Source organism: Brevundimonas intermedia, assembly GCF_004614235.1.
In the GTDB taxonomy this organism is placed as follows: Bacteria; Pseudomonadota; Alphaproteobacteria; order Caulobacterales; family Caulobacteraceae; genus Brevundimonas; species Brevundimonas intermedia_A.
Map to the genome: position 1 here is coordinate 679,156 of NZ_SPVH01000006.1, position 14,563 is coordinate 693,718.

Sequence of the window (14,563 nt, forward strand, 5' to 3'; positions counted from 1 at the left end):
GAGGAGAGGAAGAAAACGAGGTCAGGCGGAAGTCTTAAGCCGTTCCGACCGGGGGACAATGTCCGTCAGCGGAACGATCCGCACGAACCTTTGCAGCGTGTTGCCCCAGTCGCCCAGCAGGCGTCGAGCCAGCGGGGATGCGGTGGCCGCCAGGTGCGCCTCGACCAGGCCGCGCAGCCGTTCGGCCGCCGCCGCGTCGATGTCGGACACGCCCGCCAGGTCGCCGTTCAGAGCCCGCTCGGCAAAGCCCGGCTGGTCCAGCACGAACAGCTCGCCGCCGCTCATGCCCGCCGCCAGGTTCCAGCCCACCGAGCCCAGCACCACCACCCGGCCGCCGGTCATATATTCGCAGCCGTGCGCCCCAAGGCCCTCGACCACCGCCTCGGCGCCCGAGTTGCGGACCGCGAACCGCTCGCCCGCCGCGCCGGCCACGAACAGTCGGCCGGAGGTGGCGCCATACAGGGTGGTGTTGCCGCAGATCAGCTGGTCCTCGCGCCATTCGGGCGTGCGGACCGAGATCTCGGCGCCCGACAGGCCCTTGCCGACATAGTCGTTGGCCTCGCCCGTCAGATGCAGTTCCAGACCCTTGGCCGCAAAGGCGCCGAAGCTCTGGCCGGCGATGCCTTCCAGACGCAGCTTCAGACGACCGGCCGGACCCTGAGGGCCGAAGCGCCGCACGATGGCGGACGACACGGCGGCGCCGACCGTGCGCTGGGTGTTGTTCAGCGGATAGCTGAGTTCCAGCGTCTGGCCGCGATCCAGGAAGCGGACCGCGTCCTGCAGCACCCGGGCGTCCAGGCTGTCGGCGATGGGCTTGCGGGTCGTCTTGTCGGCCCATTTGCCGGCCGCGCCCTCGTCCACCTGAACCAGCAGCGGGTTCAGGTCCAGGTCGTCCAGGTGCGACCCGCCGCGCCGGACCTGACGCAACAGGTCGGTGCGGCCGATGATCTCGTCCATCGTGCGGGCGCCGATGGAGGCCAGGATCTCGCGCGTCTCCTCGGCGATAAAGGTGAACAGGTTCACGACCTTGTCGGGTGTGCCGGTGAACTTCTCGCGCAGGCGGTCGTCCTGGGAACAGACGCCGACGGGGCAGGTGTTCGAATGGCACTGGCGCACCATCAGACAGCCCATGGCGATCAGGGCGGCGGTGCCGACGCCGTATTCCTCGGCCCCCAGCATGGCGGCGATGACCACGTCGCGGCCGGTGCGGACCCCGCCGTCGGTGCGCAGCGTCACCGTACCGCGCAGATTGTTCAGCGTCAGCACCTGGTGGGCCTCGGCCAGGCCGATCTCCCACGGCAGGCCGGCGTGTTTGATCGAGGTCTGGGGCGAGGCGCCGGTGCCGCCGTTGTGACCGGCGATCAGGATGGCGTCGGCGTTGGCCTTGGCCACCCCCGAGGCGATGGCGCCGATGCCCGAGGCCGACACCAGTTTCACCGTCACCCGCGCATCGGGGTTGATGGCCTTTAGATCATAGATCAGCTGGGCCAGGTCCTCGATCGAATAGATGTCGTGGTGCGGCGGCGGAGAGATCAGGGTGGTGCCGGGCACGGCGTGGCGCATCCGGGCGATGAACTCGGTCACCTTGAAGCCGGGCAGCTGACCGCCCTCGCCGGGCTTGGCGCCCTGGGCCACCTTGATCTCGATCTCGCGGCACTGGTTCAGATATTCGGCGGTGACGCCGAACCGGCCCGAGGCCACCTGTTTTACCGCCGAGTTGGCGTCGTCGCCGTTGGCGCGCGGGTGATAGCGTTCGGGATCCTCGCCGCCCTCGCCCGAGACCGAGCGGGCGCCGATGCGGTTCATGGCGATGTTCAGCGTCTCGTGCGCCTCGGGGCCGAGCGCGCCCAGGGACATGGCCTGGGTCAGGAAACGGCGGCGGATGTCCGACACGCTCTCGACCTGATCGACTGGAATGGCGACGCCTTCGCGGAAGTCCAGCAGGTCGCGCAGGGACAGATCGGCCTGGGCGCGGACGGCGTCAGAGAACTGCTTGAAGCGGCGATAGTCGCCCCGGTTGCAGGCGTCCTGCAACAGGTGGATGGTCTTGGCCTCGTGGGCGTGGGCCTCTCCGCCCGAACGGATCTTGAAGAAGCCGCCGATGGCGGGGGAGGGCAGGGCCTCGCCCCAGGCCACCTTGTGCCGCTTCATCGCCGCCTGCTCCAGACCGGCCAGGCCGATGCCGGAAATGCGTGACGGGGCGCCGGGGAAGAACTCGGCGGTCAGGGCGCGCGACAGGCCCAGCACCTCGAACTCGCAGCCGCCGCGATAGGCGGAGATGACGCTGATCCCCTTGCGGGCCAGGGTCTTCAGCAGGCCCGCCTCGATGCCGGCCTTGTAGTTCAGGCAGGCGTCGCGCAGCGTCAGGCCGGGATACAGACCCCGGTCCAGACGCTCCTGGAACAGGTCCTGGGCCAGCCAGGCGTTGACGGTTGTGGCGCCGACCCCGACCAGGACGGCGAACCCGTGCGGGTCCAGCGTCTCGGCGGTGCGCACCACGATGGAGCAGTAGGAACGCAGACCCGCCTTGGTCAGGCGTCCGTGGACCCCGGCTGTGGCCAGGATCATCGGCGCGGCCAGACGCTCGGCCGATCCGGCCTGGTCCGTCAGCACGATCAGGGCCGCGCCGTCGCGGGCGGCGGCCTCGGCCTCGTCCATGATCCGGTCCAGCGCCGCGCGCAGGCCGGCGCCCGAGCGGGCGTCTTCGCCCGGCACGTCATAGCTGCAGTCGATGACCACGGTCGAACCGGCGCCGACCGTCTCGACCATCCGCTCGTACATGCCGTTGGTCAGGACCGGGCTGTCCAGCACGAAGACGTCGGTCTGGGCCTCTTCCTCGGCCAGGATGTTGCCCAGGTTCTTGAACCGGGTCTTCAGGCTCATCGCGCCCGCTTCGCGCAGCGGGTCGATGGGCGGGTTGGTGACCTGGCTGAAGTTCTGGCGGAAATAGTGCGACAGCGGACGCGGCAGGGCCGACAGCACCGCCGGCGGGGCGTCGTCGCCCATGGAGCCGACAGCCTCCTTGCCGTCGCGCACCAGGGCGTCCAGCAGCAGGTCCAGGTCCTCGCGGCTGTATCCGGCGGCGATCTGACGGCGGGTCAGGGCCTCGCCCGAGGCCGAGCGCGGTTCGGGTCCGGGGCCGATGATCGGCTCCAGGTCCACCATATTGTCCAGCCACTCGGTATAGGGGTGGGCGGCGGACAGGGCGTCGATGGCCTCGTGCTCGTCGTACAGACGGCCGTGCTTCATATCGACGGCGATCAGCTTGCCGGGGCCGATGTGCAGGCGACGCTTCACCCGGCTTTCGGGAATGGGCACCAGACCGGCTTCCGACCCGGCCATCAGCAAACCATCGACGGTCTCGACGGCGCGCAGGGGGCGCAGGCCGTTGCGGTCCTTGCCCGCCACGATCCAGCGGCCGTCGGCGGCGCAGATGGCGGCAGGGCCGTCCCACGGCTCCATGACGGCGTTGCAATAGGCGTAGAAGGCCCGGTGCTCGGGCGGCATGACCACGTCGTCCTTGGCCCAGGCCTCGGGGATCAGCAGGGCCTTGGCCATAGGCGCGGGGCGACCGGCGTGGACCAGCACCTCCATGACATTGTCCAGGGCGGCCGAGTCCGATCCGCCCGGCTGAACCACCGGCTTCACCTCGCGGTCACGGTCGCCGAAGGCCTGGGCGGCCATGCGGATCTCGTGCGACTTCATCCAGTTCAGATTGCCCTTCAGCGTGTTGATTTCGCCGTTGTGGGCCATCATGCGGAAGGGCTGGGCCAGCTTCCATTCCGGGAAGGTGTTGGTCGAATAGCGCTGGTGGAAGACGGCGTAGGCCGAGACGAAGCGTGGATCCTCCAGATCGGGATACAGGTCGCCCAGCAGCTCGGCCCGCACCATCCCCTTGTAGGCGATGGAGCGCGCGGACAGGGTGCAGATATAGACGGCGGCCAGGTTCTCGGTCTTGACCGTCTTCTCGATGCGGCGGCGGCACAGGTACAGCTCGCGCTCCAGCGCCTCGCCGTCCAGCGGCTGGCCGGCGTCGTCCAGCGGCGGGGCCAGCATGATCTGTTCGATCTCGGGCCGGGTCGCCCCGGCCTTGGTCCCCACGACCGACAGGTCTATGGGCGTCTGGCGCCAGCCATAGATCCAGAAGCCGGCGCGCAGGGCCTCGGTCTCGACGATGGCGCGGGCGCGGTCCTGGGCGCCCAGGTCGGTGCGCGGCAGGAAGACCTGGCCGACGCAGATCGGGCCGGGACGCAAGGACTGGCCGATGGAGGCCACCTGTTCTGCGAAGAAGCCCTGGGGCAGTTCGCACATGATGCCGGCGCCGTCGCCCGACAGGCCGTCAGGATCGACGGCGCCCCGGTGGGCCACGGCCTTCAGGCTGCGGATCGCATATTCGACCACGTCGCGGCGCGGCGTGCCGTCGATGGAGCAGACCAGGCCCACGCCGCAGGCGTCGCGCTCGGAGGCGCGGTCATAGGCGTTGCCGGCTTCCAGTCGGTCGCGGGTCTCGTTGTACTTGGTCAGCCAGGTCATGCCGCGACCTCCTCGGTGCGGGTCTTGAAGTAGCGGTCGATCTCGGCCGCGGCGTCCTGGCCTTCGCGGACGGCCCAGACGACCAGGGAGGCGCCGCGCACGGCGTCGCCGGCAGCGAACACGCCGGGCAGGCTGGTGGCGAAGCTGACGGAGCCGACCTTGATCGTGCCGTCGTCGCGCAGGCGAAGATCGGGCTCGTGCGCCGCGAACGGCTCGGGCGAGAAGCCCAGGGCCTCGATGACGATGTCGGCCGGGATGTCGAAGTCGGCGCCGGGGACGGGCACGATGTCGCGACGTTGGCCGGGGGCGGCTTCGGTCAGCTGCATGCGCGCGGCGCGGACGCCGGTGACGGTGTCGCCCTGGGACAGCAGGGCCTTGGGCGCGCCCAGCCATTCGAAGACGACGCCTTCCTCCTCTGCGTTGACGACCTCGCGGGCCGAGCCGGGCATGTTCTCGCGGTCACGACGATATAGGCAGGTGACCGAGGCCGCGCCCTGACGCACAGCGGTGCGGACGCAGTCCATGGCGGTGTCGCCGCCGCCGATCACGACCACCCGCTTGCCGCGCGCCTCGTGCCAGCCGTCTTCCTCGGCGTCGCCCAGGTCGCGACGGTTCTGGTGCGTCAGATAGGACAGGGCCGCGACGGTCGAATCCGGACCCCGTCCCGGCGCCGACAGGATGCGCGGCTGATAGACGCCCATGGCCAGCAGGACCACGTCGTGGCGCTGACGCAGTTCGCTCAGGGTCACGTCCTTGCCGATCTCGCAGCCCAGCACGAACTGGACCCCGCCGTCGATCAGCCGGTCCACGCGGCGCTGGACGACGTGCTTCTCCAGCTTGAAGCCGGGGATGCCGTAGATCAGCAGGCCGCCGGCGCGGTCGTGCCGGTCATAGACGGTGACCTGATAGCCTTCGGAGCGCAGCCGGTCGGCGGCGGCCATGCCGGCCGGGCCGGCGCCGACGATCCCGACCGTTTCGCCGCGTTCGGCCGCCGGACGGATCGGTTCGACCCAGCCGTTGGCGAAGGCCTGGTCGCCCAGCCAGGCCTCGACCGAGCCGATGGTCACGGCGTCCCAGCCGGACTGGTTTAATGTGCACGCCCCCTCGCACAGCCGGTCCTGCGGACAGATGCGGCCGCAGATCTCAGGCATAGTCGAGGTCAGGGACGCGACGCGCCAGGCCTCGCGCGGTTCGTTCTCGGCCGACAGGCGCAGCCAGTCGGGGATGTTGTTTTGAAGCGGACAGGCGTTCTGGCAGAACGGCACGCCGCAGTCGGTGCAGCGCGACGCCTGTTTCTCGGCCGTCTCGGTGGACGGCGGAATCGTGATCTCGCCGAAGCCGCGCGCGCGCAGTTCGGCTGTGGCCTTCGAGAGGCGGCGTGGTTCGACGACGAAAGTCCCGCCTTGCTTCAGGGTCTTATGCATACCGCGCATATGCCGCAAACGCTCGGTTCAAGGCAAATATTATTGCCGCGGGCGGTTCTCGGGCGCTGAAAAAGAAAAAATCATCCAATTGCGGATGTTTCGTCGTCAAAAGTTGCTCTGATGAGCGGTGTGCAGCGCAACGGCTTTTGGTTCCTGGGTGCGACAATTAGGAACCTGAGCGGAGCCCGAGCGTTGCCGAGGCTCAATATGCAGCCAGAGAGTGCGATCATGCCGCGATGGACAACCCCGACCGGACCGGGAGGGTGGCTGACGCTGCTTCTCGGTCTTTTGCTGGCCGTGATCGGTCTGGTGCTGACCGTCGGCGGCGTCCAGCTCGTGATGTTGGGCGGCTCCTGGTACTATCTGCTCGCGGGTCTGGCGCTGATCGCAGCAGGCCTTTTGCTTGTCTATCGCGACGTTCGCGGGGCGTGGGTCTATGGGGCGGTCTTCGTCGCCACGGTGATCTGGGGGCTGTGGGAAAAGGGCCTGAACGGCTGGGCCCTGGTGCCGCGCCTGGTCGGCCCTCTGGTGCTGATGTTCCTGGTTCTGGCGACCCTGCCGGTGCTGCGGTCGCGGGGCGGGGGCAAGACGGCGGGCTTCGGGGCGCTGGGGCTTGCGGTTCTCACCGTGGTGTTCGGTTTCGCGGTCGCCCAGGCCAATCAGGCCCAGGTGATGAGCCCGGTTCCGGGCGTGCGCGGCGGCTACAACGACCCGGCCCTGCTGAAGACCGGCGCCGACTGGCCGGCCTATGGCGGCACCGACAGCGCCCAGCGCTATTCGCCGCTGACCCAGATCAACAAGGACAATGTCGGCCAGCTGGAACGGGCCTGGACCTTCCGCACTGGCGATCTGCCCGGCGAGCGATGGGGTGCGGAGACCACGCCGCTGAAGGTCGGGAACACCGTCTATCTCTGCTCGGCGCGCAACAAGCTGTTCGCTCTCGATGCGTCCACCGGCAAGCAGATCTGGACCTACGACCCCCAGGTCGCCGACGACCAGATCCCCTATACCGCCGCCTGCCGCGGCGTGACCTATCATGCGCGGCCCAACGCCAATCCGGCCGAGCCCTGCGCGACCAAGATCGTCGAGGGCACGCTGGACGGCCGCATCGTCGCGGTCGACGCGCGGACGGGCCGTCCGTGCCCGGCCTTCGGTCAGAACGGCGCCGTCAGCATCAAGACCGGCATGGGCGATCCTTATCCGGGCATGGTGTCGATCACCTCGGCCCCCGTCATCGTGCGCGGGATCATCGTCACCGGGCATCAGGTTCTGGACGGCCAGAAGCGCTGGAATGCGTCCGGCGTGATCCAGGGCTTCGACGTCGAGACCGGCGCGTTGCGCTTCGCCTGGGACATGATGCGCCCCGACCGCAGCGGCCTGCCGCCCGAGGGTGAAACCTATACGCCGGGCACGCCGAACATGTGGACGACGGCGACGGGCGACCAGGCCCTGGGCCTGGTCTATCTGCCGATGGGCAACTCGGCCGCCGACTACTGGTCCAGCTCGCGCCGTCCGCTGGAAAAACAGTATTCGACCTCGCTGGTCGCTCTGGACGTGACCACCGGCAAGCCGCGCTGGCATTATCAGACGGTGCATAACGACGTCTGGGACTTCGATCTCGGCTCGCAGGCGACGCTGATCGACTATCCGACCGCGAACGGCGTGGTGCCCGCCGTGCTGCTGCCCTCCAAACAGGGCGATATGTATGTGTTCAATCGCGCCACGGGCCAACTGCTGCACGGTGTCGAGGAGCGTCGCGTTCCGACCACCGGCGGCACGGAACAGGGTCAGCGTTCGCCGACCCAGCCGTTCTCGCTGTTCGCCACCCTTCGCAAGCCGAACCTGGTCGAGGCGGATATGTGGGGCATGTCGCCGATCGATCAGATGATGTGCCGCATCAACTTCAAGAAGGCGAACTATCAGGGCTACTACACCCCGCCCTCGACCAACCACTACATCAACTATCCGGGCTACAACGGCGGCTCGGACTGGGGCGGCGTGGCGGTCGATCCGGCGCGCGGCGTGATCGTCGCCAACTATAACGACATGCCCAACTATAACCGGCTGGTGCCCCGCGCCGAGGCGAACGAAAAGGGCTGGTTCCCGCGCGACGACCCCCGTTACATCCAGCAACAGAAGGAAGCGGCCGAACGCGGCGGCAGCCTGTCCAAGGGCGAAGGCGCAGGCGATCCGCAGATCGGCGTGCCCTACGCCATCGACGTCAACGCCGGCTGGCGCGTGAAGTGGACCGGCCTGCTGTGCAAGGAGCCTCCGTACGGCGGCATCACCGCCATCGACATGCGCTCTGGCAAGACCCTGTGGGACCGCCCGTTCGGGACGGCGCGCAAGAACGGCCCGTGGGGCATCGCCTCGCATCTGCCGCTTGAGATCGGCACGCCGAACAACGGCGGCTCGGTGGTCACGGCGGGCGGCCTGATCTTCATCGCCGCGGCGACCGACGACCTGATCCGCGCCATCGACATCGAGACCGGCAAGACGGTCTGGTCCGACGTCCTGCCTGCGGGCGGCCAGGCCAACCCGATGATCTATGAACAGAACGGCCGCCAGTATCTGGTCATCATGGCCGGCGGCCACCACTTCATGGAGACGCCGGAGGGCGATTACGTCATCGCCTATGCTCTGCCGCAACGCGGCTGAGGCGTTTTATCCCTCCCCCGGCGGGGGAGGGTGGTCGCGCCTGCGACCGGGTGGGGGCGGCTCGGAAACGAGCCGCTTTTTTTCGTTCGGGGATGCTTTACCGGGCCGTCCCCACCCGGCTTCGCCTGCGGCTCAGCCACCCTCCCCGGAGCGGGGAGGGAGAAGGTCAGGGTCTGATCTGGCCGCGGCCGCGCACGACGTATTTGTAGGTCGTCAGCTGTTCGGCGCCGACCGGGCCGCGGGCGTGCAGGCGGTTGGTGGAGATGCCGATTTCGCCGCCGAAGCCGAACTCGCCGCCGTCGGCGAACTGGGTCGAGGCGTTGATCAGGACGATGGCGCTGTCCACCCGCGCCGCGAACCGTTCGGCGGCGGCCGTGTCGGTGGTGACGATGGCCTCGGTGTGGCCCGAGCCGTAGCGGGCGATGTGGTCGGTGGCGGCGTCCAGATCGTCCACGATCCGCACCGCCAGGATGGGCGCCAGATATTCGGTGATCCAGTCGGCCTCGGTCGCCGGGATCATGGCGGGGACCAGGGCGCAAGCCTCGGCGTCGCCGCGCAGTTCGCAGCCGGCGGCGATCAGGTCGGCTGCGACGGCGGGCAACAACCGTTGGGCCCCGGCCCGGTCCACCAGCAGGGTCTCGGTCGCGCCGCACACCGAGACGCGCCGCATCTTGGCGTTCAGGACGATGGCGCGGGCGGCGTCGAGGTCTGCAGCTTCGTGCAGATAGGTGTGGTTCAGGCCTTCCAGGTGGCTGAGCACCGCCGTTCGCGCCTCGGCCTGGACGCGGGCGACCAGGCTCTTGCCGCCGCGCGGGATGATCACGTCGATGGCGCCGTTCAGGCCGGTCAGCATCAGGCCCACGGCCTCGCGATCGGGCGTGTCCACCAGCTGCACCGCGTCAGCGGGCAAGTCCGCCTCGGCCAGGGCTTCGGCGATCAGGGCGGCGATGGCGAGCGACGACTGGAGGCAGTCGGACCCGCAGCGCAGGATGGCCGCATTGCCCGAGCGGATGCACAGGGCGGCGGCGTCTGCCGTGACGTTGGGTCGGCTCTCGTAGATCACGCCCAGCACGCCGATGGGGGTGCGGACGCGGGCGATGTCCAGGCCGTTGGCGGGGGTCCAGCGTTCGGTCTCGACGCCCAGAGGGTCGGGCACGGCGGCGATGGTCGCGACAGCCTGAGCCATGCCGGCGACGCGGGCGGGCGTCAGCGACAGCCGGTCGATCAGGGCCTCGGTCATGCCGTTGGCGCGAGCGGCGTCCACGTCACGGGCGTTGGCGGCCAGGAGGGCGGGCTCGGCCGCCGCCAGCTTTGCGGACAGGAGTTCGAGCGCGCGGGTGCGGGCGGCGGCGGGAGCTTCGCGCAACGCGGCTGCGGCGGCGCGGGCGCGCTGGCCCATCTCCAGCATTTGGGGGTCCAGCAGTCGGGTCTTCAGATCGGTCATCGGTCGTCCAGCACCATGTCGTCGCGGTGGATCAGCACCGAGGCCCCGCGATAGCCCAGCAGGGTCTCGATCTCGTCGGAACGGCGGCCGCGAAGGCGCGCGGCCTCGTCGGCGGCGTAGGCGGCGAGACCCACCCCGACCGAGCGTCCGTCCGGGTCGGTCAGGCGCACGCAGTCGCCCTTCTCGAAATCGCCGGACACGCCCGTGACCCCGGCGGGCAGAAGGCTCTTGCCCGCCTTCAGCGCCGTGACCGCGCCGGCGTCCAGCGTCAGGGTTCCGGCCGGCGACAGGCTGCCGGCGATCCATTGCTTGTAGGCGGCCATCGGTCCGTCGGGCGCGGCGATCAGGGTAGCGCGCGCGCCGTCGCGAATAGCGCTCAGCGGCGACAGGAGCTGCCCGGAGGCGATGAGGGTGGCGCAGCCGGCCGAGCGCGCGATCTGGGCCGCCGCCAGCTTGGTCGCCATGCCGCCGGTGCCCACGCCCGCATCGGCGTTGGCGCCCCCGCCCATGGCCAGGATGTCGGTGCTAAGGGTCTCGATCAGGGGCAGGTGGGCGGCGTTCGGGTCGCGGCGCGGATCGGCCGTGTAGAGACCGTCTACATCCGACAGCAGGATCAGTAGATCGGCCCGCGCCAGCTGGGCCGTGCGCGCCGCCAGCCGGTCGTTGTCGCCGTAGCGGATTTCCTCGGTGGCGACCGTGTCGTTCTCGTTGACGATGGGGATGACGCCGTGGGTCAGCAGGGCCTGGATCGTGGCGCGGGCGTTCAGCCAGCGACGGCGGCGTTCGGTGTCGTCGCGCGTCAGCAGCACCTGGCCTGCGATCAGGCCGTGGGGCGCCAGCGCCTCCGACCAGGCGGCCATCAGCAGGGACTGACCGACGGACGCCGCCGCCTGCTTGTCCTCCAGCCGCGCGCCCAGGTTGGGCAGACGGCCTCGGCCCAGGGCGATGGAGCCGGACGAGACGACGATTACTTCGCGACCTTCGGTCTTCAGCGCCGCCAGATCCGAGGCGACGGCCGCCAGCCAGTCGCGCGTCGGCCGACGCGTTGCGGCGTCGATCAGCAGGGACGAACCGATCTTGACCACGACGCGCCGCGCGGCCGCCAGGGCCGACGCAGCGTCAGCTCCACGGCTTGGGCTCGGGGGGAGGGCGACGGCCTGGGACATGACGGTTTCTCTAACGCGAGTATTCGGGCTTGTCTCTTGCCGCATCGCGCCGCAATGCAGGCGAATGATGGAATCTCTTTCCCCCATTGCGGCCGGCGGTCTCGGTAGTCTGGCGGCGGGCATGATGACGGCGGTCGGCGCCGTGCCGTTGCTGTTCTTCCGCAAGGCGGGTGTCCAGACCCAGAGCGCCCTGCTGGGCTTCGCCGCCGGGGTCATGCTGGCGGCGTCCTTCTTCTCGCTGATCATTCCCGGCGTGGACGTGCTGCAGGCCGGCGGGGCCAGCCAGGCGGCGGCGGCTGGCGTGATGGCTGCGGCGGTGCTGATCGGGGCGACGGTGATCGGCCTTATGAACCGGTTCGCGCCGGTGGACATGCTGGCCATCGGCCCGGCGGGGTCGCGCGACCTGTCGCGGCGCATCTGGCTGTTCATCATCGCCATCACCCTGCACAACTTCCCAGAGGGCGCGGCCGTGGGCGTCAGCTTCGGCGGCGGCGACATGCATCAGGGCCTGTCCACCGCCATCGGCATCGGCATCCAGAACATGCCCGAGGGGCTGGCGGTGTCGGCGGCGATGGCGACCCTGGGCTATGGGCGTTGGCCCGCCTTCCTGGCCGCCGTGGCCTCGGGCCTGGTCGAGCCGATCGGGGGCCTGATCGGGGCCAGCGTGGTCGATGTGCTGCCGGGCGCCCTGCCGTGGGGCCTGGGTCTTGCGGCCGGGGCCATGATCTATGTCGTCACCGCCGAGATCATTCCCGAGACCCGCGAGAAGTCCAAGGGCGAGGGGTCGATGATCGGCCTGATGATCGGCCTGGTGGGGATGATGTTCCTTGATATCGCCCTGGGATGAAGCCCTTGCATGAAACGCGGCGTGACCGCGCACCGGGGCGTTACATCGATTTACATGGCCGGCGGGGGTTGAAGCCGTCGGGCGCGAAGGGCTAGGCCTGCGCTCTCGCTGCTCGATTAGTCCCCCGCAAGGAGCGCCAGCTTAAATGACGCGACCTCTCAAGCCTGCGGCTTCCCGTAGAAATTTCTTGTCTGGCCTGGGGCTTTTGGCCCTGATGGGCGCCGGAGTGTTCCCAATGCCTGTATCCGCCCAAGCGTCCCGCACCGTCGCGCGTCACCGCCAGAAGATCGAGGATCTGATCGCGGCCATGACGGTCGAGGAGAAGGCGGGACAGCTGAATCTGCTGGCCGACCCGTTCCGCTGGATGCCTACGGCGGTGAACCCGCTGGACGGCACGGGGGATCCCGCGCGCGTCACCGCCCTGATCCGCGAAGGCAAGGTCGGCAGCCTGTTCAATGGCATCGGCGCCGAGACGGGCCGCCGCATCCAGCAGGTGGCGATGGAAGAAAGCCGGCTGAAGATCCCGCTGCTGTTCGCGGCGGACGTGATCCACGGCCTGTCCACCATCTTCCCCGTGCCGCTGGCCGAGGCTGCGGCCTTCGACACCGAACTGGCGCGGCGCACCGCGCGGGCGGCGGCCATCGAGACGGCGGCCTCGGCCGTACACCAGACCTACGCCCCCATGGTGGACGTGGCGCGCGACCAGCGCTGGGGCCGCAACGTCGAGGGCGCCGGCGAGGACGTGCTGCTGAACAACCTGCTGGCCGCCGCCCGCGTGCGCGGCTTCCAGGGCGACAAGGGGCTGGACGACCGCGACGCCGTTCTGGCCACCGCCAAACACATGGCCGCCTATTCCGCCGCCGTCGGCGGGATGGAATACAACACCACCGACATGAGCGAGCAGACGCTGCGCGGGGTCTTCCTGCCGCCGTTCAAGGCGTCGGTGGACGCCGGCGCCCTGTCGATCATGAGCGCCTTCAACGACGTGAACGGCGTGCCGGCGTCGGGCAGCCGCAAGCTGCTGACCGACATCCTGCGCGGCGAATGGGGCTTCGAAGGCTTCGTGGTCTCCGACTACACCTCCGAGCAGGAACTGGTGGCCCACGGCTTCGCCGAGGACGGCCGCGACGCCGCGCGTCTGGCGTTCAACGCCGGGGTGGACGTGTCGATGGTGTCGGGCCTGTATCTGGAGCATCTGCCCGGCCTCGTGGCCTCGGGCGAAGTGTCGATGGCGCGTCTGGACGAGGCGGTGCGCCGCGTCCTGAACACCAAGGCGGCGCTGGGCCTGTTCGACGATCCCTATCGCGGCACCGATCCGGTGCGCGAGAAGGCCGTGGTGGGCGCGCGCGAACATATCGAACTGTCGCGCGAGGCGGGCCGCAAGTCGGTCGTGCTGCTGAAGAACGACAATGGGCTGTTGCCGCTGAACAAGAGCCAGAAGATCGCCCTGATCGGTCCGTTCGCCGACGACGTGGACAATGTCTGGGGGCCGTGGACCATCTGGGGCGCGCCCGAGCGTCGCGTCTCGCTGGAGGCCGGCTTCCGTGCGGCCATGAGCGATCCCCAGCGTCTGACCATCGCGCGTGGTTCGGGCGTCGAGACGCCGCTGGACGGCGGGATCGACCAGGCCGTCGCGGCCGCCCACGACGCCGATGTCATCGTCCTGGCCATCGGCGAGGCGACGAACATGTCGGGCGAGGCCCAGTCGCGCACCGAGATCGTGGTGCCTGCGCCGCAGGTCGCGCTGGTCGACGCCATGACGGCCCTGGGCAAGCCGATCGTCATCCTGCTGCGCAACGGCCGGGCCCTGGCGCTGGAAGGCAATGTCAAGAACGCCCAGGCCATCGTCGTCACCTGGTTCCTGGGCGAACAGATGGGTCATGCCGTCGCCGACGTCCTGTTCGGCGATCACGGTCCGTCGGCGCGTCTACCGATCAGCTTCCCGCACAAGTCGGGCCAGCAACCCTATTCCTACGACCGCAAGACGACCGGCCGCCCGGCCAATCCCGATCTGGCGACCGAGGAATACAAGTCCCGCTATCGCGAGACGCCCAATACGGCCCTGTATCCGTTCGGCTATGGTCTGACCTATGGCGCGATCAGCTATGGGCCGATCGAGATGCAGAGCGACAAGCTCCAGTGGGCCGGTACGCTGAACGTCGCGGTGACCGTGACCAACACCGGATCGCGCGCGGCCGAGGAACTGGTTCAGCTCTATATCCACGACCGGGTCGCCAGCCTGACCCAGCCGGGGCGGCTGCTGAAGGACTTCAAGCGGGTGTCGCTGCGTCCGGGCCAAAGCGAGAAGGTGACCTTCACCCTGAACCCCCGCCAGCTGGGCTTCATCGGGGCGGACGAGACCTGGCGCATCGAGCCGGGCCTGTTCGATGTGTGGCTGGCGCCGCACGCCCAAGGCGGGGCGACGGCGACTTTCCAGCTGATCGGACCGGCTTCCATCACCGATGGTCGTTGACCCCGGCGACGGCAGGGC

At 69.3% G+C, this 14,563-nt stretch carries 7 protein-coding genes; 3 read left to right on the forward strand and 4 right to left on the reverse strand.

Annotated features, from left to right (window positions below; all coding sequences use genetic code 11):
- Positions 1 to 21: 21 nt before the first annotated feature.
- The gene (gltB, locus tag EGY25_RS09645) at positions 22 to 4,533 is read right to left on the reverse strand and encodes a glutamate synthase large subunit (RefSeq protein WP_135194764.1); all 4,512 of its coding nucleotides are present in this window, start codon (positions 4,531 to 4,533) and stop codon (positions 22 to 24) included.
- Positions 4,530 to 5,957, reverse strand: coding sequence for an NAD(P)-dependent oxidoreductase (locus tag EGY25_RS09650; RefSeq protein ID WP_135195596.1), 1,428 nt, complete (start codon positions 5,955 to 5,957; stop codon positions 4,530 to 4,532). The genes gltB and EGY25_RS09650 overlap by 4 nt, the downstream gene beginning before the upstream one ends.
- Before the next feature lie 228 nt (positions 5,958 to 6,185).
- On the opposite strand from EGY25_RS09650, the gene EGY25_RS09655 reads away from it, so the two are divergent.
- The gene (locus EGY25_RS09655; protein WP_135194765.1) at positions 6,186 to 8,615 is read left to right on the forward strand and encodes a membrane-bound PQQ-dependent dehydrogenase, glucose/quinate/shikimate family; all 2,430 of its coding nucleotides are present in this window, start codon (positions 6,186 to 6,188) and stop codon (positions 8,613 to 8,615) included.
- Positions 8,616 to 8,781: 166 nt separating this feature from the next.
- On the opposite strand, the gene EGY25_RS09660 is transcribed toward EGY25_RS09655, so the two are convergent.
- Both EGY25_RS09660 and proB read right to left on the reverse strand, forming a co-directional pair.
- Positions 8,782 to 10,059 carry a glutamate-5-semialdehyde dehydrogenase gene (locus EGY25_RS09660; protein WP_135194766.1) on the reverse strand — a complete coding sequence of 426 codons (1,278 nt, stop codon included), beginning with the start codon at positions 10,057 to 10,059 and terminating at the stop codon, positions 8,782 to 8,784.
- Positions 10,056 to 11,225, reverse strand: coding sequence for a glutamate 5-kinase (gene proB / locus EGY25_RS09665; RefSeq protein ID WP_135194767.1), 1,170 nt, complete (start codon positions 11,223 to 11,225; stop codon positions 10,056 to 10,058). Before proB ends, EGY25_RS09660 begins: the two co-directional genes overlap by 4 nt.
- Positions 11,226 to 11,292: 67 nt before the next feature.
- Here proB and EGY25_RS09670 point away from each other — a divergent pair, with 67 nt between their 5' ends.
- Together EGY25_RS09670 and EGY25_RS09675 are read left to right on the forward strand one after the other, a co-directional pair.
- The gene (locus tag EGY25_RS09670) at positions 11,293 to 12,072 is read left to right on the forward strand and encodes a ZIP family metal transporter (protein WP_167762528.1); all 780 of its coding nucleotides are present in this window, start codon (positions 11,293 to 11,295) and stop codon (positions 12,070 to 12,072) included.
- Positions 12,073 to 12,307: 235 nt separating this feature from the next.
- Positions 12,308 to 14,545 (forward strand): glycoside hydrolase family 3 N-terminal domain-containing protein, encoded by a 2,238-nt coding sequence (locus EGY25_RS09675; RefSeq protein WP_135194768.1) that lies wholly within the window; start codon positions 12,308 to 12,310, stop codon positions 14,543 to 14,545.
- Positions 14,546 to 14,563: the final 18 nt, after the last annotated feature.

Coding starts and splice junctions, on each gene's coding strand:
- gltB (WP_135194764.1), bottom strand. CDS start 4,533: ATGACCTGGCTGACCAAGTACAACGAGACCCGCGACCGACTGGAAGCC.
- EGY25_RS09650 (WP_135195596.1), bottom strand. CDS start 5,957: ATGCATAAGACCCTGAAGCAAGGCGGGACTTTCGTCGTCGAACCACGC.
- EGY25_RS09655 (WP_135194765.1), top strand. CDS start 6,186: ATGCCGCGATGGACAACCCCGACCGGACCGGGAGGGTGGCTGACGCTG.
- EGY25_RS09660 (WP_135194766.1), bottom strand. CDS start 10,059: ATGACCGATCTGAAGACCCGACTGCTGGACCCCCAAATGCTGGAGATG.
- proB (WP_135194767.1), bottom strand. CDS start 11,225: ATGTCCCAGGCCGTCGCCCTCCCCCCGAGCCCAAGCCGTGGAGCTGAC.
- EGY25_RS09670 (WP_167762528.1), top strand. CDS start 11,293: ATGGAATCTCTTTCCCCCATTGCGGCCGGCGGTCTCGGTAGTCTGGCG.
- EGY25_RS09675 (WP_135194768.1), top strand. CDS start 12,308: ATGCCTGTATCCGCCCAAGCGTCCCGCACCGTCGCGCGTCACCGCCAG.